The organism is Streptomyces sp. NPDC001617 (assembly GCF_053596855.1).
This window is the reverse complement of record NZ_JBSFHA010000080.1, coordinates 34,715-52,587: the sequence shown is the minus strand read 5'-3', so window position 1 is coordinate 52,587 and position 17,873 is coordinate 34,715. Positions and strand designations below refer to the sequence as shown.

Here is a 17,873-nt window from a genome sequence, read left to right as displayed (position 1 = left end):
CCCCGCGCTTGCGAGGGGCCTTCATCGTGTCGTGCGCCGCCAGGGACTCGAACCCCGGACCCGCTGATTAAGAGTCAGCTGCTCTAACCAACTGAGCTAGCGGCGCCTGCTGACGTCGTAGACCTTAGCATCCTGATCGGCGGACGACGAAATCGATATCCGTACGGCCGCCCGTGCTGCCCTTACCGCAGCCCAGAGCACGATTTCCGGGCCCGGTAGCCAGGGGTCACGGGTGTCCGGGGCGACCAGCCAGCGCGAGTCGCCGGAGGCCGGCGGGGTGGCGGAGAGCAGGGCCGGGACGGTGACCGCGTCGCCTACGCCGTGACACAGGAGCGGCGGGATCGCGCCCGTACGGCCGAACTCCTCCCATGCCAGCAGTGAGGGCAGTCGCTGGGCCGTACCCGGCGCGGCGAACAGCATCATCCGGCCCCGGAACGTGGCCACCGGACCCGAGCCCGGTCCCTCGACCCACAGGCGGTCGACCATCCGGCGCCCGAAGACCGCGGGCACGCTGACGACGTCGAAGGCGGAACCGCAGGGCAGTACGACCGGGGCGTCGGGGCGCTCCTGCCAGAGGGCGAGCGTGCTGCGCGGATACGTTCCCGCCGAGGCGAGCCAGGCGGCTCCGTCCGGGGTGATGAGATCGCTGCTCATGGCAGCTACATCTACCGGCTGTGAACGGGCCGTTTCCGAGGGTTGCCGAAAGTCGGGACAACAGGGGGCGAGGCCGGGTATCTTGCCCACCTGGCATATGCCAAACCGAAGATGTGTGTGTTCACACCGGGTCCGCGGACCCCAGTTCGCCCTCGGCGCCCCGCATCAGGTCGCGCCCGAACTCGACCATCTTCTTGGCGTAGTCCTCGGTCCACTCGGCCCGCTCCGCGATGTCCGCCGGAGTCAGCCGGTCGAACCGCCGCGGGTCCGCGAGCTGCGCGGCCGCCATCGCCTGGAACTCCACCGCCCGGTCGGCCGCCGCGCGAAAAGCGTGCGTCAGCTCCGTGGCCCGGGCCAGCAGCGCCCGTGGATCGTCGATCGACTCCAGGTCGAAGAAGTGCTCCGGATCCGAGGCCACCTCCGCGGGCTCGAAGAGCAGGGGCGCGGGGCGCAGCCGCGGTTCGTTCCGACGCGGCGTCTGCTCCGCCATGTCTTCTCCTCCTCGTACGTCACGGACGACCCGTACGGCGTGCGGGCCACCGTCCATTGTCTCGCGGCTGTGCAAGAGGGCGGGGTGCCTCCGGCGGTATCAAGGTGCAGCGGGCACGCGATGTTCCCAGGCACGCGATGTTCCCGGGTCCGCGATGGCACGTGGTCGGCGAGTGGGCAGGCCGCTCACGGTCTCCAGCTCACCCTGTGTTCCGCCAGCCTGGCCAGCACCGCGTGATTCGCCTCCCAGCCGTCCGGAAACTTCACCAGCGTCCCCAGCTGGACCGGCTCCGTCGACGGATAGTCGTCCAGTAGGTCGCTCACGCCCGCGCGGCACACGACGATGCAGGCGTGCCGGTGGCGGGAGGCCAGGACGCAGAGGCGCCCGGTCTCCAGGTGGAAGGCGGTGGCGTCGGGGCGGCCGGAGAGGGGGTGGAGGACGACCGTGACGTCGTACTCGCGGCCCTGGAGACGGTTCGCCGTGTCGACGGTGACGTCCGTGACGCCCAGCTCGGCCAGTGCCGCCCGTACCGCCGCCGCCTGGTCGCGGTGGGCCGTGCCGACGGCGATGCGGTCGGCGGTGAGGGGCGAGGGCGCCGGAGAGCGTTCCGACGTGGCCGCGCCCTCCCGGTCCAGCAGGCGTCGTACGACCGTCGCCACCGCCCGTACCGCCTCCGGGTCGGTGCGGGGCGTGTGCCGGGCGGGCAGCTCCAGCAGGCCCCAGCCCGACTCGGCCGCCGCGTCGATCACCCGGTCGGGACCGGAACCGTCCGAGGGGACGGCGAAGGCGAGGGCGCGGTCGCCGTGGTCCGTGCCGCTGCGGAACGGGGTGTACGGGTAGAACGCGTCGGAGACCAGGGGCGCGGCGGACGCCGGGAGGCGCCAGGAGACCGGGAGCCGATGCTGCGGCAGTTCGGGGTTGTGGGCCAGAAGGGTGGTGACGGCGGAGCCGGAGGGGTCGTACGACAGGCCCGCCCACTGTTCGCTGCCGACGATGGCGAAGGGGTCGAGCTGGCCGGGGTCGCCGACGAACAGCGCCCGCTCGAACAGGCCGGCGACGGCGAGGAGGGAGTCCGAGCGCATCTGGTACGCCTCGTCGACGATCGCGTGCCGCCACGGTTCGTCGACCTTCACATGCGCCCACTTGGCGGCGGTGGAGATGACGACCGGGAGGCCGGTCAGGTCGCCCGCCTTCGCCGACTTGCGGACGTTCGGCAGGTCGTCGAGCGCCTTGTCGTACGCGTCGGCGTCGCTGCTGTGCAGCCGGCCCACCGGCAGGTCGGGGTTCTTCTCGGCGAGGCGCAGGACGAGGTCGTCCACCTGGGCGTTCGTCTGGGCGACGACCATCAACGGGCGCCCTGCGTCGGCCAGTTCGAGGGCCGCGCGCACGACGAGCGTCGACTTGCCGGCGCCGGGCGGGGAGTCCACGACCACGCCTCGGTGGGTGCCGTGCAGGGTGTCACGCAGGATCGCGTCGGTGGCCCGGTCGGCGGCCGTACCGGGGTCGAGAACACCCTGGTCGAAAACGGTCGTCACAGCACGTCCTCCGCGGTCATCGGATCGGCGGTCTCCGGCGCGGCCTCACCGGGCGGCCCGCCGTGCGTCCACGGGGTCTCCTCCGGGTCGGGCAGCTTGGGACCGCCCCGCTGCTCGTGCTCGAAGAGGGTGAAGCAGAGCCGGTCGCCCTTCTCGGGCACGGAACCGGCCTCCGGCTCCTTGCCGCGGCCCATCTTGTCGAGGACGCGGAGCACCACCAGCGCGCCGCCGTCGGGGGAGTCCTCGTAGCCCACGAACTCGGTGGTCTGCGGCTTGCCGCCCAGCGAGCGGTACGCCTTCGCGCGTTCGCCGAGATGCGGCCGGTCGTCGGTGCGCACGGTGACCAGCGGGCGCGGGCTGGGGCGCTTGCTCTCGCTGTACGCCATCACGACATCCGTGACCTCGCCCGCGAACGCCTCCCCGGACAGTCGCCGCCCGGCCATCACCAGCGGGTCGTCGAGGGCCTCCTGCGCCTCCAGGCGGGCCTGTTCGCGCTCGCGCGAGGCCAGCTTGTTCGCCGCGGTCACCGCGTCGTCGCGGCGCGGCTGCGGGGGCTCGCCGGCGCAGACGCGGTCGCGGTGCGCGGTGAACGACCAGCGGTCGCGGGTCCACCGCTCCTCGACGTGCGCGCCGACGGGCAGGGCGCGGACGAGGTCGAGGCCCTGCCAGACCTTCTCCCAGGTGGGCAGGGTGCGGCTGAGCACCAGGTCGCGGATCTGCCGCTCGGCGGCGGTGAGTTCACCGAGCCGGTCGTCGGCCTCCAGGCCGTCCTCGGCGGCGGCGAGGGCGGTACGCGCGCGGTCGTAGCGCTCGATGGCCGGGGCGAGGAGCTTGTTGTCGAAGGCCGGGTCGGTGGCGGGTCCCGCGGGCGGGCAGAGCAGCTGGCCCTCGGGGTCGCGGGCGAGCTCGGCCCGCAGCGCCGCCTCCGCGCCCGTGCTCCCCTCCGGCGGGGCGATCCAGGCCAGCAGGGCGCCCAGGTGCTGGTCCTCCAGGGTGGACTGGCCGGTGGCCCAGTGCCGGGACAGGACGTCGGTCATGGCGAGCAGCAGGGCGGAGCCGGGGACGCGGGCACGCTCGCCGAAGTGGGTCAGCCAGCGGCCGAGGAGCGGCACACGCGGGGGCGCGGGATGCGGGGTCTCCGGGTCCTGCTCCGCCGTACGCCTGAAGCGCATGGAGCGGCCGAGGAGCCGGACGAAATCGGCGCCCGCGCGGGAGGGCACGATCAACTGCGGGGCGTCCGCGCACAGTTCGACCTCGACCTTGACCCGCTTGCCGGTCTCCGGATCGGTCTCGTTGCGCTCGGCGGCCTCCACGTCCTCCGCGTATGCGTCGATGTACGGCAGGACGACGTCGGCCAGCTCGGCCAGGAACGCGAACCGCAGGTCGCGGTCGCGCGGCTGCGGTACGACGAGGAGGCGCGGCGCGTCCCGGTCGGTACCGACCAGCGCGCCGAGCGGGGCTCCGGCCTCACCGGCGGTGGTGAGCGGCACGAGGACCAGGGGGCGGTCGGCGAGGTGCCGGTGCCGGACGGTGGCGGCGGGCTGGGCGCGGCCGGTGGTGACGGCTTCGAGGCGGGCGAGGGTGGCGATCAGCGACATGGGGTGACCTCCATGGGCGACCCGGTGCGTGGGTCACCTGCGGCGGAGCGCGTGAGCTCGGTCATCCGGCCGCACCGCCCGCCGCCACGGCCCCGAGCGCCTCCGCCCGCAGCTCTGCCGCGCGCCTGAGCGCCATCACCGCCGGGTCCTCCGGATCACCGGCCTCCCCTCGCGCCGCCGCCAGGACCTCCTCCACCGTCGTCAGGCCGCCCAGTTCGGCGCGGACCGAGCGGCCCAGGGACGTCACCGCGCCGGACTCGCGGGAGCGGTCGCGGCAGTGGAAGGCCAGCTCGCAGGCGGACAGGCACTCGGGGGCGTACGCCGCCGGGACCGACTCGACCGCGGACGTCAGGTCGGCCGCGGACAGGTCGGGGGAGAAGCAGGTGCCCTCGGGGAGGGTGTCGGCGATGTCCTCGACGCGGGTGAGGCGCGCCAGTTGGCGGTCGGTGACGGCGCGCTGCTTGCGGACGTCGACGGCCGAGGCGGTGGGGAGGTTGGAGAAGTCCTTGGGGCAGACGAGAAGGACGCGGTGGCGCACCTTCGGCACCGGGCCGGCGCGCCCCTGCGGCTCCGCGCCCAGGCGGGCCGCCACCTCCTCCAGGGCCAGCACGTACACCGCGGCCTGGCGGGCCGCCGCGCCGACCTTCGCCGGGTCCGCCGAACCGTCCAGCATCGGGAAGGACTTGATCTCCACGATCGTCCAGCTGCCGTCCGGGTGGACGACCACGGCGTCCGGCTCCAGGAAGGCGGGGGAGCCGGCCACGTCGAGGGCGAGCATGGGGTGGTCGAGGAGCGTCCAGGTGCCCGGGGCGGCGGTCGCCTCGCGGAGGGCGAGGGCCGTGCGGGCCGTACGGCCCTCGGGGCCGATCGCCGTGAGGTCGGGCACGTGCGCGTCGACGGGCGGCTCGGCGTGGCGGTCCAGCTTCTCGTGCACCAGCCGCAGCAGCTCCGCGCCGCCGTCCGCCTTGACCTTCGCCTCGAAGGCGTTGCCCCGCGTCAGCGCGAACTGCGACTGCCCGAAGGCCGACGGGGCGCCCAGCGCGCTCGCCAGCGCCGCCTTGTTCACCCCGGCGCCGTCCAGGATCGCGCGCCTCTTGCAGCCCGGGTTGGCGGCGAGGGCGGCCAGGGCGCGCGCGTCCAGCGCCTTGGCCGGTACCTCGGGACCGCGCAGCTCAGCGAGCCGCTGCCGCAGCGCCTTCCCCCGCGTCCGTGGGGGAGGCACCGGGCTCGACCCTCGATCCGGACCCGGCCCGGGACTCGCGCTGCCGTGGAAATCGCTCACCCGCGGAAGTCTGGCATCCGCCACTGACAATTGAGGAACCTGCGACCTGAGAGCGCCCTGAGTCGAGCGGCAACTGCTCCCTGATCCGGTCCGCGCCCCGCATCACGTACGGCGTCAGGAACAGCCCGACGCCCATCACGGCCGCACCCGCCACCGCGTCGAGGAAGTAGTGGTTCGCGGTGCCCATGACCACGATCGTCGTCAGCAGCGGGTAGGCCACGGCGGCGACCTTCGTCGTACGCGTCCTGCCGTACCGCCACAGCATGACCCCGCACCACAGAGCCCAGCCCACATGCAGGCTCGGCATGGCCGCGTACTGGTTGGTCATGCCCCCGAGACCGCGCGGGGCACTGGCCTCGCCGCCCCACCAGCCGTACGAGCTGTACTGGGCCATCGTGTCCACGAAGCCGTGGCTCGCGTCGAGGAGGCGGGGCGGACAGGTGGGCAGCAGGGTGAAGCCGATCAGGCCGAAGAAGGTCGACGTCATCAGCCAGGTGCGGGCCGCGCGGTAGTGCACGGCACGCGACCGGAACAGCCAGACCAGGATCGCGGGCGTGACCAGGTAGTGCAGCGACGCGTACCAGAAGTCGGCGGGCACGCCGAGCCACGTCTCGCGCGTGAAGAGGCGGTTGAGCGGGTGCTCGGCGTTGAGGTGCAGGAACTTCTCGATGCGGAGGATGTCCAGGCCGTGGTCGACGGCACCGGCGGTGTTGCCGCGGGCGAGGAGCCGGCCGGCCGAGTAGCAGGCGTACACCAGCAGGATCAGCGGCAGCTCCGTCCACCAGCGCAGACGCACGCGCGGGGCCGCTGCCTCGATGCCCGGTGTGGTCTCGGTCTTCGGCATCCGATCGCTCCCCCTTCATTCCCGCGCGGCGCCCGGTGGTCGGGTCGTGCCACTTTACGGCGTACACGCAGGGCCCCTGCCGGGCGCCCCCGGTCCCCAAAGACGCAGAGATCGGCCGTCGGGTTGCCCTGGGCGGGCCTCAGCACAGGGTGCGCGATGATGGAGGGGTTCCGCCTGCGATTTCCTCCGCCGACGATTCCTCCGGAAAGGTTTCTCCGCTCATGGCACCGCGCATCCTGCTGGCCCGGCACGGACAGACCGAGTGGTCACTGTCCGGCAAGCACACCGGCAGGACCGACGTGCCGCTCCTGGAGGAGGGCCGCCGGGGCGCGAAGCTGCTGGGCGAGCGGCTGCACCGGGCGCCGTTCGAGGGGCTGCCGGATGTCGAGGTGCGGACCAGTCCGCTGGCACGCGCGCGTGAGACGTGCGAGCTGGCCGGGTTCGGGGAGCGGGCTGCCTCCTGGGACACGCTGATGGAGTGGGACTACGGGGTGTACGAGGGCATGACGCCGGACGAGATCCAGGCGATGCGGCCCGGATGGCTCATCTGGCGTGACGGGGTCCCGGAGGGCGAGTCCCTCGCCGACGTGACCGCGCGGGCCGACGAGGTGGTGGCCTGGGCGCGGGAGACCGACCGGGACGTGCTGGTGTTCGCCCATGGGCACATCCTGCGGTCGATCGGGGCGCGTTGGATGGGTCTGCCGATCGATTTCGCGGCACGGATCAGGTTGAATCCGACGTCGCTCTCGGTACTGGGGTGGGCCTACGGGGAACCGGCGATCGAGAGCTGGAACGACCTGGGGCACTTGGTCTAGCGACTGTCCCCGCTTGGCCCAGCGACTGTCCCGGTCGCCGCCACGCGCGCGTGGCTCACGCCGTCACGTACCCGCGCGTGGCTCACGCCGTCACGTACCCGCGCGTGGCTCACGCCGTCACGTACCCGCGCGTGGCTCACGCCGTCACGTACCCGCGCGTGGCTCACGCCGTGCGCGGCAAGGAAGCGTGCCGCTCCAGGAACCCCGAGACGCCCGTCGCCCGCCGGTGCGGCAGCAGTACCCTCGCCGTCCCCGCCAGCATCGTCTGGATACGGGACGACTGGACCTGGTCCAGGAGGTCCAGGACGCGCATCCCGGCCGTCGCCGCCTCGTCCGGACGGCCGCCTCGGGCCAGGTCGTCCGAGAGTTCCGCCGTGTACAGGGCGATGTTGCGGCTGAAGTGCGGGTCCTGGAGGTGGGCCGCCTGTCGCGCGTGCCGGGCCGCGCGCAGCCAGTCGCCCAGCGTCGACCAGCACTGCGCCTCCAGGCCCTCCAGTTCGGCCTCTCCGTAGAAGCTCATCCACTCGGGGTCGGCGTCCGAGGGGCCTCGCTCGTAGAGGGCCTGCGCGCGGGCGAGTGTCTGCTCGACGCCGGCCCGGTCGGCGAGCCCCGCCCAGCCGCCCGCCTCGCGCAGCGCGAGCAGGGACATCAGGCGGGCGGAGCCCAGGGGGCGCGCGACGCGTTGCGCGGCCTGCGCCGCCCGGACCGCCTCCCGCGGCCGCCCGGCGTCGCGCGCGAGGAACGCCATGTTGCAGAAGGCGTGTGCCTCCAGGGCGTCGTCCCCGGTCATCCGGGCGGTCGCGAGCGCCTCCGCGTAGTGCGAGCGGGCATCGTCGAAGCGGCCGGAGTCGTGCGCCAACCAGCCCACCGAGATGGCCAGTTCGCCGGCGCCCGAGTGGAGTCTGTCCGCGGTCGTCTGCCGGGTCGCGCCGGCGTCCAGCAGCGCGTAGGCGGCGCGCAACGGCGCCGACGCGCGCCGGTAGAGCCCGTCCGCGCCGTGCCGGTCGTCGAGCAGCCGGATTCTGCGTACGGCGTCTTCGAGCGCGTACGCGTCACTCGTCCCCGGCCGACGGACGGCGCGTCCCGCCGCCGCGGCGTCGAAGGCGAGCCCGATGGGGCCCAGCGAGGCGGCGGCCACGGTGGCGCCCCCGCCGGTCATGAATGCGCGACGCAGCACGTCGCTCTCCTCGTAGTTGTCGTACGTCGGGTGGTTCTCGTGGTGCTCGTGGTCCTGCGTGGCAATTGGCTCGTACGGCTCCCCCCGCTCATACGGCTCGTACGCCCCCGGCGTCTCATCGGGCGTGTGTGCCCGGCTCGTTGAGTGCGCGGGGGGCGCGTCGTCGGCCGCGTGCGCCCTGCGTCCGCGTACGGATGCGCGGGGCGCGAAGCCCAGGTCGGTGAGCGTGCGGCCGGGGAACATGTGCAGGAACACCCGTTCGTACGCGTAGTTGGGGCAGCGGATCTCGCCCGCCTCCACCCGGCCCACATAGCGCGCGTCGCAGCTGACCCGCTCCCCGATCTCGCGCGCCGCCCGGCGTACCGCCGCGGCGAACTCGGCCGGCGAGCGCCTGCCGCGCAACTGCCGGAAGGCGAGGTTGGGTCGGGGTGGCGGGGCGGGCATGGGCTGGGACGAGGTCACCTTTGACGACGCCATGGCCGGGTCCTCTCGTGCGAACCGTCGAACCATGCCGGAATTGAGGTGAGTTGTTCGTGTGACACCCTGTTTCCGGCGGGCAAGAACGTACCCGCTGTACCGGACCCGCCACGCAGGGTTTGGCTACAAACCGGATATCTCATCCAGGATCTGCCATGAACTGCCATCCTTTGTGGCTGACTTCCGCCGTAGCCGTTGACACGCGCCTGCGTTGAACCTTGCGGACCGGGAGCCGCCCGACTCCCGACCCGCTTCGTTCAAGGAGGGGTTCCGTGGTGGAGGCCGGGATGGAGACGACGATGCCAGTGACGACGATGGGGCACCCGCCGACCCCGGAGCGCAGCGCGCCGCCTGTTCCCGAGGGTGCCTGCGACCTCGTCACCGTGCCGGCCCGCCAGGGGCTGGAGGCCGTCGACATCCTGCGCCGCGGTGCGGGCGACGCGGTGGGGCCCGTACTGCACGACGACGGCTGCGACACCCTCGGCTTCGTGGTGCCGCCCGGCACGGCCGCCGCGTGGGACGTCCCCGGCAGCACCTGTACGGAGACCGACGGGCGCGGGCTGAGCCTGAACCCCGAGCCGCCCGTCGAGGGCTCCGACTGGCTGCTCCCGCCCGGTGAGGCGGACCTCGCGACCGACCCCGCGGTGCTGCGGCTGGCCCTCGGCGAGGCGGCGCGGCTGATCGAGGCGGCGGACAACTGCTGCTGACGGCTGCCGCCGACCCTCCCCAGCGCAGGCGGCCCCGCTCGCGGCCGCCGATAATGGACCTATGGGAAAGTCCAGGAACCCCCGGCGTGGCAGTGCCGGCGCCGAACCCGTCGTCGAGGCCGTCGACGGTGGGCTCGCCGAGCTCATACCCGACCGGGACCGGGCGCGGGCCTGGACGCTGCTGATCGACGGGGCGCCGCAGTCGCACGTCGATCTGGACGACCCCTCCTACCTCTCCTTCGAGTACCAGCGGCGGCTCGGGCATGTGATCGACCTCGCCGCACCGCCCGGCAAGCCCGTGCACGCCGTGCACCTCGGCGGGGGCGCCCTCACTCTCGCCCGTTACGTCGCCGCCACCCGCCCCCGCTCCACCCAGCAGGTCGTCGAGCGCGACGCGGCTCTCGTCCAACTGGTGCGCAGACAGCTGCCGTTGGACCAGAACGCCCGCATCAGGGTGCGTGCCGTGGACGCCCGCGAAGGGCTCGCCAAGGTCCTCGACGGCTGGGCCGACCTGGTCATCGCGGACGTGTTCAGCGGGGCCAGAACCCCCGCCCACCTCACCTCGACCGAGTTCCTCGACGAGGTCCGCCGGACCCTCCGCCCCGGTGGCGTCTACGCCGCCAACCTCGCCGACGGTCCGCCGCTGGCCCACCTCCGCGGCCAGATCGCCACCGCCGCCGCCCGCTTCCCCGAACTCGCCCTGGTCGCCGACCCGACCGTGCTGCGCGGCAAACGGTTCGGCAACGCGGTCCTCGTCGCCTCCGACGCCCCGCTGCCGGTCGCGGAACTCACCCGCAGGGCGGCGAGCGATCCGCACCCCGGCCGCGTCGAACACGGCCGCGCGCTGGTCGACTTCACCGGTGGGGCCGCGCCGGTCACGGACGAGGCGGCGGTCGCCTCCCCGGCGCCGCCGCCCTCGGTGTTCCGCTAGAGCGGCGGGTCCGTAAGACCGACCCGGGTCGGTTCAGAAGTCCAACCCCCGTGACAGCAGTGGCAGATGACGCTCGTGCAGCCCCGCCAGGTCCTCCTTCCCGTCGCCTTCCACCCAGTGCCGTACCAGCGCGTGAACACGGCGATGATGGCGGCGGCCGCGCACCTCACCTCCAGGTCGGTCGGGTCCCGGCCGGTGCGGCCCGCGATGACCTCGGCCATGGCCCGCTCGCTGCGCTCCTGCTCGGCGACGTTGCGGGCCCGCAGGGCCGGGTCGTTGAAGGTGAGCCGGGTGCGCAGGAGCAGTGCTTCGCGGTCCTGCTGGAGCATCGCGTCTCGCGGCCGCTAGTAGTTGCCCACCTCCACATGGGGCGGCCCGTCGTGCCAGGTGCAGATCACCGAGACCTTGTCCGTGCCGGACGTGAACTCCACCCGGATCCAGGTGTCCGTCTTCCACGTCTGCATCGACCAGCCGGTCGCCGGGGTCGCCATCACGAGCGACGCCGAGGTCTCGCCGAGGTCGAAGACCGCCCGCCCGCCGTCGGTGTCATAGCTCTTGACCTGGCCGGAGGCGGTGGGGGAGGTGGACGGGGTGGGGGTCTTCGCCGGTGTCCTCGACGCCGTGGGCGTGCGTGTCGGGGACGGCTTGCCCGTCGGGGCCTTCGACGGGGAGGGCCGTGACGTCGACGACGCCAGCGGCTTCGACTCCTGCGTGGTCGCGTCGGCCGCCGTGATCGGCAGGGCGCGCGGCGGGTCATAGGCCGTGCCCGCCATCACCGTGTGGACACCCCACCACGACAGCGTGACCGCCGCGCCCGTGGCGAGCGACCAAGCCAGCATGTGTACGAGTCCTCTGCGCATCGCGGGCCATACTGCCTCACGCGTCCCACGGGCCGCACTCGGTCGGGAGTTATCCACAGGCTCGGATACGACCCGCCCGCATGGCGTACGGTGCCGCGCATGGCAAGTGTGCTCGTGGTCGAGGACGACCAGTTCGTACGCTCGGCGCTGATCCGGCACCTGACCGATGCCACGCACACCGTGCGCAGTGTCGGGACGGCGCTGGAGGCGCTGCGCGAGGTCGCCCATTTCCGCTTCGACGTGGTCATCCTCGACCTCGGACTGCCCGACCTGGACGGGTCCGAGGCGCTGAAGATGCTGCGCGGGATCACCGACGTACCGGTGATCATCGCCACCGCGCGGGACGACGAGACGGAGATCGTCCGGCTGTTGAACGCGGGTGCGGACGACTACCTCACCAAGCCCTTCTCGGTCGAGCACCTGTCGGCCCGGATGGCCGCGGTGCTACGACGGGCGCGTACCGTCCCGGGGGACGCTCCGCCCTCTTCCGTCCTGCGCGTCGGCGGACTGACCGTCGATCCCCTGCGCCGCCAGGCCGAACTGGACGGCATGCGGCTCGACCTCACCCGCCGCGAGTTCGATCTGCTCGCCTTCCTCGCCGGGCGCCCGGGTGTCGTCGTGCCGCGCAAGGAACTTCTCGCGGAGGTGTGGCAGCAGTCCTACGGCGACGACCAGACCATCGACGTCCATCTGTCCTGGCTGCGGCGGAAGTTGGGTGAGACGGCCGCGCGGCCGCGCTATCTGCACACCCTGCGGGGCGTCGGTGTGAAGCTGGAGCCGCCGAGCGCATCGGAGCCGCCGCGATGAGATGGGCACTGGTCAAGGTCTGTCTGGCGGTCACCGCCATGGTCGTGGTCGCCTTCGCCGTGCCGCTCGGACTGGTCATCAAGGAGATGGCCCGGGACCGCGCCTTCTCGAACGCCGAGCGACAGGCCGCCGCGGTCGCCCCGGCGCTGTCCATCACCACCGAGCGCGACCAGCTGGAGCGGGTCGTCGCCTCGGCCGGCTCGGACTCCGGGATGGCCGTGCACATACCGGCGGCGGGGACTCAGGCGGCCGTCGACATCGGCAGGCAGCGCGCCGCCGACCAGGACATCGCGACCGTGCGCAAGCTGGGCCGCGCCTCCACGACGGAGGTCTCCGGCGGCTCCACCCTGCTCTCGCCGGTGGCGCTCAGCTCCGGCGCGATCGCGGTCGTCGAGGTGTTCGTGCCCGAGGCCGAGGTCACCAACGGGGTCGGCACGGCCTGGGCGGTGCTCGCGGGGGTCGGCGTCGCGCTGATCGTCGGGTCCGTCGCGGTCGCCGACCGGCTGGGCGTGCGGATGGTGCAGCCCGCCCAGCGGCTGGTCGAGGGCGCGCACGAGCTGGGGGAGGGGAAGCTGGGGTCGAGGGTGCCGGAGGAAGGGCCGACCGAACTGCGGCTGGCCGCCGTCGCGTTCAACTCCATGGCCGACCAGGTCGTACAACTGCTCGCCAACGAGCGGGAGTTGGCGGCTGACCTGTCGCACCGGCTGCGTACGCCGCTGACTGTGCTGCGGCTCAACGCGGCCTCGCTCGGGGACGGCCCCGCCGCCGACCAGACCCGGGCCGCCGTCGCCCAGCTGGAGCGCGAGGTCGACACCATCATCCGCACCGCCCGGGACGCCAAGCCGCAGACCGCGGCCGCCGGGCCCGGCGCCGGGTGCGACGCGGCCGAGGTGGTGCGCGAGCGGATGGGGTTCTGGTCGGCGCTCGCCGAGGACGAGGGCCGCAAGTGGCGGGTGGCCGGGGCCGACCGGCCGGTGCGCATACCCGTGGCCCGGGCCGACCTCGCGGCCGCGCTGGACGCGCTGCTCGGCAACGTCTTCCGGCACACCGCCGAGGGCACCGCCTTCGCCGTCGACCTGCACAACGGCGAGGACGCCGTGATCGTGCTCGTGTCCGACGCCGGGCCCGGCATAACCGACCCGGAGGCGGCGATGGCGCGCGGCCGGGGGTCGGGCAGCGACGGCTCGACGGGCCTCGGACTGGACATCGTCCGCCGCCTCGCCGAGTCGACCGGCGGTGACGTACGGATCGGGTCGTCCGTGCTGGGCGGGACCGAGGTGCGGATCTGGATCCAGCTGGACGGGCGGGGGCGGACACCGGGCGGGCGGGGGCACCGGTCGGTACGGCGTCGTCGGCGGGGCACGGCAGGTGTGCGCTGAGCCTCGGCCGGGGCGGATTGGTCTCTACCTTTAACCGTCCCCGATCCCTTCCTTAAGCGCACCCTAAGATCCTCAACTGCCGCCCGGATCAGGCGCTTTGCCCGTTTCGGGATCGCTAGCGTGCTGCCGCACCCCACCCCCGGACAGTTGAGGCAGGCACGCGCATGAGCACGCACCGGCGCAAGGTCAGTGGCAGAAACAAGGCGATCGGCGGCACGGTCGCCGCGGCCGTGGTCGGTGGTGGCGCGATCCTGCTCACCGGCACCGCACACGCGGCCGGCGTCGGGGCCGCGTACACCAAGACCAGTGACTGGTCGACGGGTTACACCGCCCAGTACGTCGTCACGAACAACAGCGGCGGGACCGAGAAGGACTGGAAGCTGCAGTTCGACCTGCCGTCCGGCGCCAAGCTCAGCTCCCTCTGGAACGCCGAATCGAGCGTGAGCGGACAGCACGTCACGGTGACGCCGCCCAAGTGGGACACGGACGGACTGGCAGCCGACGAGTCGATCACCGTGGGCTTCGTGGTCCACGGCACCGGCGACCCGACCGGCTGTCTCATCGACGGCGCCACCTGTTCCGCCGACGCCACGGCCACACCCGAACCGAGTGGCCGCCCGACGGAATCCGCGACGCCGACGGCGACCCCGACAGCGACCCCGACGGCATCGGCCAGTGCCACTCCGACCGCCACCGCCACCGCGTCCCCCTCGACCTCGGCGAGCACCGGCACCGGCACGACCACCGGCGCCGGCTTCGCCCCGTACGTCGACACCTCCCTCTACCCGGCCTTCGACCTGCTCGCGAGCGCCGACGCGACCGGCGTGAAGACCTACAACCTGGCCTTCATCACCGACGGCGGCAGCTGCACGCCCAAGTGGGGCGGGGTGACCGACCTCGGCAGCGACGGGGTCGCGTCCCAGATCGGCTCCCTCCGGGCGAAGGGCGGAGACGTCCGCGTCTCCTTCGGTGGCGCCTCCGGCTCCGAGCTGGCGACGACCTGCTCCTCGGCGGACGCGCTGGCGGCGGCGTACGGGAAGGTCGTGGACGCGTACAAGCTGACCAAGGTCGACTTCGACGTCGAGGGCGGCGCGCTGCCCAACACCACCGCCAACACCCTGCGCGCCAAGGCGATAGCGAAGCTCCAGGCCGAACACCCCGGCCTGGACGTCTCCTTCACCCTCCCGGTGATGCCCGAGGGCCTCACCCAGGACGGTGTGAACCTGCTCTCCAACGCCCAGTCCAACGGCGTGCGGATCGGCACGGTCAACATCATGGCGATGGACTACGGCGCCTCGTACAGCGGAGACATGGGCACCTACGCCGAACAGGCCGCCACCGCCACCCAGGCCCAGGTCAAGAGCGTGCTGGGCCTCTCCGACAGCGCGGCCTGGAAGGCGGTCGCGGTCACCCCGATGATCGGCGTCAACGACGTCTCCTCCGAGATCTTCAAGGTCGACGACGCCACCCAGCTGGCGAACTTCGCCAAGTCCAAGGGCCTCGGCGGCCTGTCGATGTGGTCGGCGACCCGCGACAAGCAGTGCGACGGCGGCGCGAAGAACAACGCCGACGCGACCTGCAGCTCGATCGTCCAGGACAAGTTCGCGTTCTCGAAGGCGTTCGGGACGTTCAACTAGGCCTCGAACACGGGGAAAAGAGACGGGCGCACCCAGGTGCTCCCGTCTCTCTCGACGTCTCAGAAGGGGCCGGGACCGCCGAGGCCGCCCCCGAACCCGAACCCACCCGGACCGCCGGGCCCACCCGGCCCGGGGCCGTGGTGATGGAACCCGTCGAAGAGCGCGTCGGCCAGCAGCATCCCGCCGACCCCCGCCGCACCGGCGACCAGCGCGGTCTTCCACCAGGGCGCGCTGTACCAACCGCCCGGGACCGTACGACCGTTGACGACCCCACCAGGGTAGTAATACGGATTGGTGGCACCCGGCCGACCGGCGGCGGTGTACGTCTGCCCGCCGACCGTCACCTGCCCGCCGCCCAACCCCGACGTCGGCAGTGCGGGACCCGGATCCAGCCCCAACGCGGTCCGTGCCGTGCGCACATGGTGCAGCCCCTCGACCGCGCTCTGCGTGACCAGCGCGTACTGGGCGGCGGAGTAGGCGGTGGCCAGCTGCCCCTGCGCCGCCCGGTGCCGCTCGCCCGCGTCCGCCAGGGCCTGCTGGGCCGCCTTGTTCCCGCCCGCGTCCAGTGTCGACAGGCTCCCTCCGAGCAACTCCACCCACCGGTGCGCCTCGGCACCGGCGTCGGCCTCGGCGTCGTACACCTGCTGCACCTGCCCCGATGTCGGCGCGCTCGCCCGCCGCCGGGTGGCGAAGGCCACCGCCGCGCCGATGAGCAGCAGCGGCAGCAGGAGCGCGATGAATCCCATGACGTCCTCCGTTGTCCCGCAGGGCCAACTCGCCCTGTGGGAACGATCGAACGCCTTGGCGCTGAGAGGTGGCTGCGTTCGGGCTGAGCGGTTCCTGTGAGCCCGGTCGGCGAGGGCACGCCCCTCACGCTGCCGGCTCACGGTGCCGCCGTCGGATATTCGGTCGTGGCGGCCGGGTGCGCCCCGTCACTGTGGAGGAATGCTTCTCGGGCTGGCCGGCCGATCGATCGGCCCGTGGCCCGGCCCGAGGCCTGGATCACGGACCGGCGCGGCACACACGGCCGGACTGCTTCCGCTCCGACGCGGCTGGGATGCCGGTTGATATGTGAGCGACGAACCGGGTTGATACGTGAGCGACGAACCAGGCTGATACGTGAGCGACGAACCGGGGCGCGGCATCCCCCCTCGGCATGCCGCGCCCCGCCCCCCGCTTGTGGGCCCCTACGGGGCGGTCTGCACCGGCGGCAGCGTGCCCGTCCGTGCCGCCTGCGCGTACCAGTGGGCGCTTGCCTTCGGCGTGCGGGCGAGGGTCGCGTAGTCGACGTAGACCGCGCCGAAGCGCTTCTCGTAGCCGTACGCCCACTCGAAGTTGTCCATCAGGGACCACAGGTAGTAGCCGCGCACGTCCGCGCCGTCGGTGATGGCGCGGCGGACCGCCGAGAGGTGGCCGTGGAGGTAGGCGATGCGCTCCGGGTCGTGGACCTGGCCGTCGGAGTCGGGTTTGTCGTCGTAGGCCGCGCCGTTCTCCGTGATGTAGAGGGGCAGGCCGGGCGCCTCGCGCGTGTACCGCATGATCAGCTCGTGCAGGCCCGTCGGGTCGATCGTCCAGCCCATCTCCGTGCGCTCGCCCGGGGTTTGATGGAAGGCGACATCGTCCGCGCCCGGCCACGGGGAGTGGGAGCTGGCGCCGTGACCGTCGGTGCGCGGGCCGGACAGGGGGGAGTCGGCCGCCGACACCAGGCTCGGGGTGTAGTAGTTGAGGCCCAGCGCGTCCAGCGGCTGGTTGATCGCGCGCAGGTCGCCGTCGAGGACGTACGACCAGTCGGTGATCAACTCCGTTGCCGCGAACAGGGATTCCGGGTACGCGCCGTGCAGGATCGGACCGTGGAAGACGCCGTTCGCCAGGTCGTCGATCTTCTGGACCGCCGCCAGGTCCGCCGGGTCCTGCGGCGAAAGCGGCCTGACCACCGAGGAGTTGAGGCTGATGGCGATCGAGTTGCGGGCCGGCATCGCCGAGCGGAGGGCCGAAGTGCCCAGCCCGTGCGCCAGGTTGAGGTGGTGCGCCGCGCGGAGGGATGCCTCCGGGTCCGTCCGGCCCGGGGCGTGCACGCCGGAGGCGTAGCCCAGGAAGGCGCTGCACCAGGGCTCGTTGAGGGTGATCCAGTTCTCCACCCGGTCGCCCAGCGCCTCGCCGACGATCTGCGCGTACTCGGCGAACCGCAGCGCCGTGTCCCGCTCCGGCCAGCCGCCCGCGTCCTCCAACTCCTGCGGCAGATCCCAGTGGTAGAGGGTGACCGCCGGCTTGATGCCGTGGGCGAGCAACTCGTCGACAAGGCGGCGGTAGAAGTCCAGGCCCACCTGCACGGCCGGGCCCCGGCCGGTCGGCTGCACCCGCGACCAGGAGATCGAGAAGCGGTACGCGGACAGGCCCAGGTCGGCCATGAGCGCCACGTCGTCGCGGTAACGGTGGTAGTGGTCGACAGCGATGTCACCGTGCTCGCCGCCGACGGTCTTGCCCGGCGTATGGCTGAAGGTGTCCCAGATCGACGGCGTACGGCCGTCCTCCCGCACCGCCCCCTCGATCTGGTAGGCGGAGGTCGCGGCGCCCCAGAGGAAGGCGGGAGGAAAGGTCACCGGGGTCACCGGCGTTGCGGGCTCAGGCATGGAAGCGCTCCCATTGGAGGTCGTGGAGACCGACGGGTTGGTGGGGGGAG

17 protein-coding genes and 1 tRNA gene are annotated in these 17,873 nt (G+C 72.7%); 6 read left to right on the top strand and 12 right to left on the bottom strand.

Features of this window, described 5'->3' with window-relative positions; translation table 11 throughout:
* Positions 1–32: 32 nt before the first annotated feature.
* The 7 genes from ACWC09_RS40705 to ACWC09_RS40675 form a co-directional block, all read right to left on the bottom strand.
* Positions 33–106, bottom strand: a tRNA-Lys gene (locus ACWC09_RS40705).
* On the bottom strand, positions 97–654 hold the full coding sequence (locus tag ACWC09_RS40700; RefSeq protein ID WP_450856108.1) for a bifunctional DNA primase/polymerase: 558 nt from the start codon (positions 652–654) through the stop codon (positions 97–99). The genes ACWC09_RS40705 and ACWC09_RS40700 overlap by 10 nt, the downstream gene beginning before the upstream one ends.
* Positions 655–775: 121 nt before the next feature.
* Positions 776–1,144, bottom strand: coding sequence for a hypothetical protein (locus tag ACWC09_RS40695; protein ID WP_356354655.1), 369 nt, complete (start codon positions 1,142–1,144; stop codon positions 776–778).
* Positions 1,145–1,329: 185 nt separating this feature from the next.
* Positions 1,330–2,679: an AAA domain-containing protein gene (locus ACWC09_RS40690; protein WP_450856107.1), complete on the bottom strand. Its 1,350-nt coding sequence runs from the start codon at positions 2,677–2,679 to the stop codon at positions 1,330–1,332.
* Positions 2,676–4,277 (bottom strand): hypothetical protein, encoded by a 1,602-nt coding sequence (locus tag ACWC09_RS40685; RefSeq protein WP_450856106.1) that lies wholly within the window; start codon positions 4,275–4,277, stop codon positions 2,676–2,678. The genes ACWC09_RS40690 and ACWC09_RS40685 overlap by 4 nt, the downstream gene beginning before the upstream one ends.
* 61 nt (positions 4,278–4,338) lie before the next feature.
* Entirely contained in the window at positions 4,339–5,499 is a 1,161-nt protein-coding gene (locus tag ACWC09_RS40680; RefSeq protein ID WP_450856105.1) for a hypothetical protein, read from the bottom strand.
* Positions 5,450–6,403, bottom strand: coding sequence for a phosphatase PAP2 family protein (locus ACWC09_RS40675; RefSeq protein ID WP_450856104.1), 954 nt, complete (start codon positions 6,401–6,403; stop codon positions 5,450–5,452). Before ACWC09_RS40675 ends, ACWC09_RS40680 begins: the two co-directional genes overlap by 50 nt.
* A gap of 221 nt (positions 6,404–6,624) precedes the next feature.
* Between ACWC09_RS40675 and ACWC09_RS40670 the strand changes: the two genes are divergently transcribed.
* The gene (locus ACWC09_RS40670) at positions 6,625–7,218 is read left to right on the top strand and encodes a histidine phosphatase family protein (RefSeq protein WP_450856103.1); all 594 of its coding nucleotides are present in this window, start codon (positions 6,625–6,627) and stop codon (positions 7,216–7,218) included.
* Positions 7,219–7,381: 163 nt separating this feature from the next.
* Here ACWC09_RS40670 and ACWC09_RS40665 read toward each other — a convergent pair whose 3' ends face one another.
* Positions 7,382–8,872 carry a tetratricopeptide repeat protein gene (locus ACWC09_RS40665; protein WP_450856102.1) on the bottom strand — a complete coding sequence of 497 codons (1,491 nt, stop codon included), beginning with the start codon at positions 8,870–8,872 and terminating at the stop codon, positions 7,382–7,384.
* A gap of 272 nt (positions 8,873–9,144) precedes the next feature.
* Here ACWC09_RS40665 and ACWC09_RS40660 point away from each other — a divergent pair, with 272 nt between their 5' ends.
* Together ACWC09_RS40660 and ACWC09_RS40655 are read left to right on the top strand one after the other, a co-directional pair.
* Positions 9,145–9,579 (top strand): hypothetical protein, encoded by a 435-nt coding sequence (locus tag ACWC09_RS40660; RefSeq protein WP_450856101.1) that lies wholly within the window; start codon positions 9,145–9,147, stop codon positions 9,577–9,579.
* Between the two features lie 61 nt (positions 9,580–9,640).
* On the top strand, positions 9,641–10,510 hold the full coding sequence (locus ACWC09_RS40655) for a spermidine synthase (RefSeq protein ID WP_450856100.1): 870 nt from the start codon (positions 9,641–9,643) through the stop codon (positions 10,508–10,510).
* On the opposite strand, the gene ACWC09_RS40650 is transcribed toward ACWC09_RS40655, so the two are convergent.
* Together ACWC09_RS40650 and ACWC09_RS40645 are read right to left on the bottom strand one after the other, a co-directional pair.
* Entirely contained in the window at positions 10,507–10,839 is a 333-nt protein-coding gene (locus tag ACWC09_RS40650; protein WP_450856099.1) for an acyl-CoA-like ligand-binding transcription factor, read from the bottom strand. The two genes, ACWC09_RS40655 and ACWC09_RS40650, sit on opposite strands and share 4 nt — an antisense overlap.
* 15 nt (positions 10,840–10,854) lie before the next feature.
* The gene (locus tag ACWC09_RS40645; RefSeq protein ID WP_450856098.1) at positions 10,855–11,370 is read right to left on the bottom strand and encodes a hypothetical protein; all 516 of its coding nucleotides are present in this window, start codon (positions 11,368–11,370) and stop codon (positions 10,855–10,857) included.
* A gap of 99 nt (positions 11,371–11,469) precedes the next feature.
* Here ACWC09_RS40645 and ACWC09_RS40640 point away from each other — a divergent pair, with 99 nt between their 5' ends.
* The 3 genes from ACWC09_RS40640 to ACWC09_RS40630 all read left to right on the top strand — a co-directional run bounded on the left by ACWC09_RS40640 (position 11,470) and on the right by ACWC09_RS40630 (position 15,193).
* Positions 11,470–12,177: a response regulator transcription factor gene (locus tag ACWC09_RS40640; RefSeq protein WP_450856097.1), complete on the top strand. Its 708-nt coding sequence runs from the start codon at positions 11,470–11,472 to the stop codon at positions 12,175–12,177.
* Positions 12,174–13,556, top strand: a complete 1,383-nt coding sequence (locus ACWC09_RS40635) for a sensor histidine kinase (protein ID WP_450856096.1) — start codon at positions 12,174–12,176, stop codon at positions 13,554–13,556. The genes ACWC09_RS40640 and ACWC09_RS40635 overlap by 4 nt, the downstream gene beginning before the upstream one ends.
* 164 nt (positions 13,557–13,720) lie before the next feature.
* Positions 13,721–15,193 carry a glycoside hydrolase family 18 protein gene (locus ACWC09_RS40630; RefSeq protein ID WP_450856095.1) on the top strand — a complete coding sequence of 491 codons (1,473 nt, stop codon included), beginning with the start codon at positions 13,721–13,723 and terminating at the stop codon, positions 15,191–15,193.
* Between the two features lie 59 nt (positions 15,194–15,252).
* Here ACWC09_RS40630 and ACWC09_RS40625 read toward each other — a convergent pair whose 3' ends face one another.
* Positions 15,253–15,939: a hypothetical protein gene (locus tag ACWC09_RS40625; RefSeq protein WP_450856094.1), complete on the bottom strand. Its 687-nt coding sequence runs from the start codon at positions 15,937–15,939 to the stop codon at positions 15,253–15,255.
* A 441-nt stretch (positions 15,940–16,380) separates the two neighbouring features.
* The gene (locus ACWC09_RS40620) at positions 16,381–17,823 is read right to left on the bottom strand and encodes a GH1 family beta-glucosidase (protein WP_450856093.1); all 1,443 of its coding nucleotides are present in this window, start codon (positions 17,821–17,823) and stop codon (positions 16,381–16,383) included.
* Positions 17,824–17,873 lie beyond the last annotated feature (50 nt).

What these genes read in the sequence shown, in the direction of transcription:
- ACWC09_RS40700 (WP_450856108.1), bottom strand. Translation starts at nt 654, where the DNA reads ATGAGCAGCGATCTCATCACCCCGGACGGAGCCGCCTGGCTCGCCTCG.
- ACWC09_RS40695 (WP_356354655.1), bottom strand. Translation starts at nt 1,144, where the DNA reads ATGGCGGAGCAGACGCCGCGTCGGAACGAACCGCGGCTGCGCCCCGCG.
- ACWC09_RS40685 (WP_450856106.1), bottom strand. Translation starts at nt 4,277, where the DNA reads ATGTCGCTGATCGCCACCCTCGCCCGCCTCGAAGCCGTCACCACCGGC.
- ACWC09_RS40675 (WP_450856104.1), bottom strand. Translation starts at nt 6,403, where the DNA reads ATGCCGAAGACCGAGACCACACCGGGCATCGAGGCAGCGGCCCCGCGC.
- ACWC09_RS40670 (WP_450856103.1), top strand. Translation starts at nt 6,625, where the DNA reads ATGGCACCGCGCATCCTGCTGGCCCGGCACGGACAGACCGAGTGGTCA.
- ACWC09_RS40665 (WP_450856102.1), bottom strand. Translation starts at nt 8,872, where the DNA reads ATGGCGTCGTCAAAGGTGACCTCGTCCCAGCCCATGCCCGCCCCGCCA.
- ACWC09_RS40655 (WP_450856100.1), top strand. Translation starts at nt 9,641, where the DNA reads ATGGGAAAGTCCAGGAACCCCCGGCGTGGCAGTGCCGGCGCCGAACCC.
- ACWC09_RS40650 (WP_450856099.1), bottom strand. Translation starts at nt 10,839, where the DNA reads ATGCTCCAGCAGGACCGCGAAGCACTGCTCCTGCGCACCCGGCTCACC.
- ACWC09_RS40645 (WP_450856098.1), bottom strand. Translation starts at nt 11,370, where the DNA reads ATGCGCAGAGGACTCGTACACATGCTGGCTTGGTCGCTCGCCACGGGC.
- ACWC09_RS40640 (WP_450856097.1), top strand. Translation starts at nt 11,470, where the DNA reads ATGGCAAGTGTGCTCGTGGTCGAGGACGACCAGTTCGTACGCTCGGCG.
- ACWC09_RS40635 (WP_450856096.1), top strand. Translation starts at nt 12,174, where the DNA reads ATGAGATGGGCACTGGTCAAGGTCTGTCTGGCGGTCACCGCCATGGTC.
- ACWC09_RS40630 (WP_450856095.1), top strand. Translation starts at nt 13,721, where the DNA reads ATGAGCACGCACCGGCGCAAGGTCAGTGGCAGAAACAAGGCGATCGGC.
- ACWC09_RS40625 (WP_450856094.1), bottom strand. Translation starts at nt 15,939, where the DNA reads ATGGGATTCATCGCGCTCCTGCTGCCGCTGCTGCTCATCGGCGCGGCG.
- ACWC09_RS40620 (WP_450856093.1), bottom strand. Translation starts at nt 17,823, where the DNA reads ATGCCTGAGCCCGCAACGCCGGTGACCCCGGTGACCTTTCCTCCCGCC.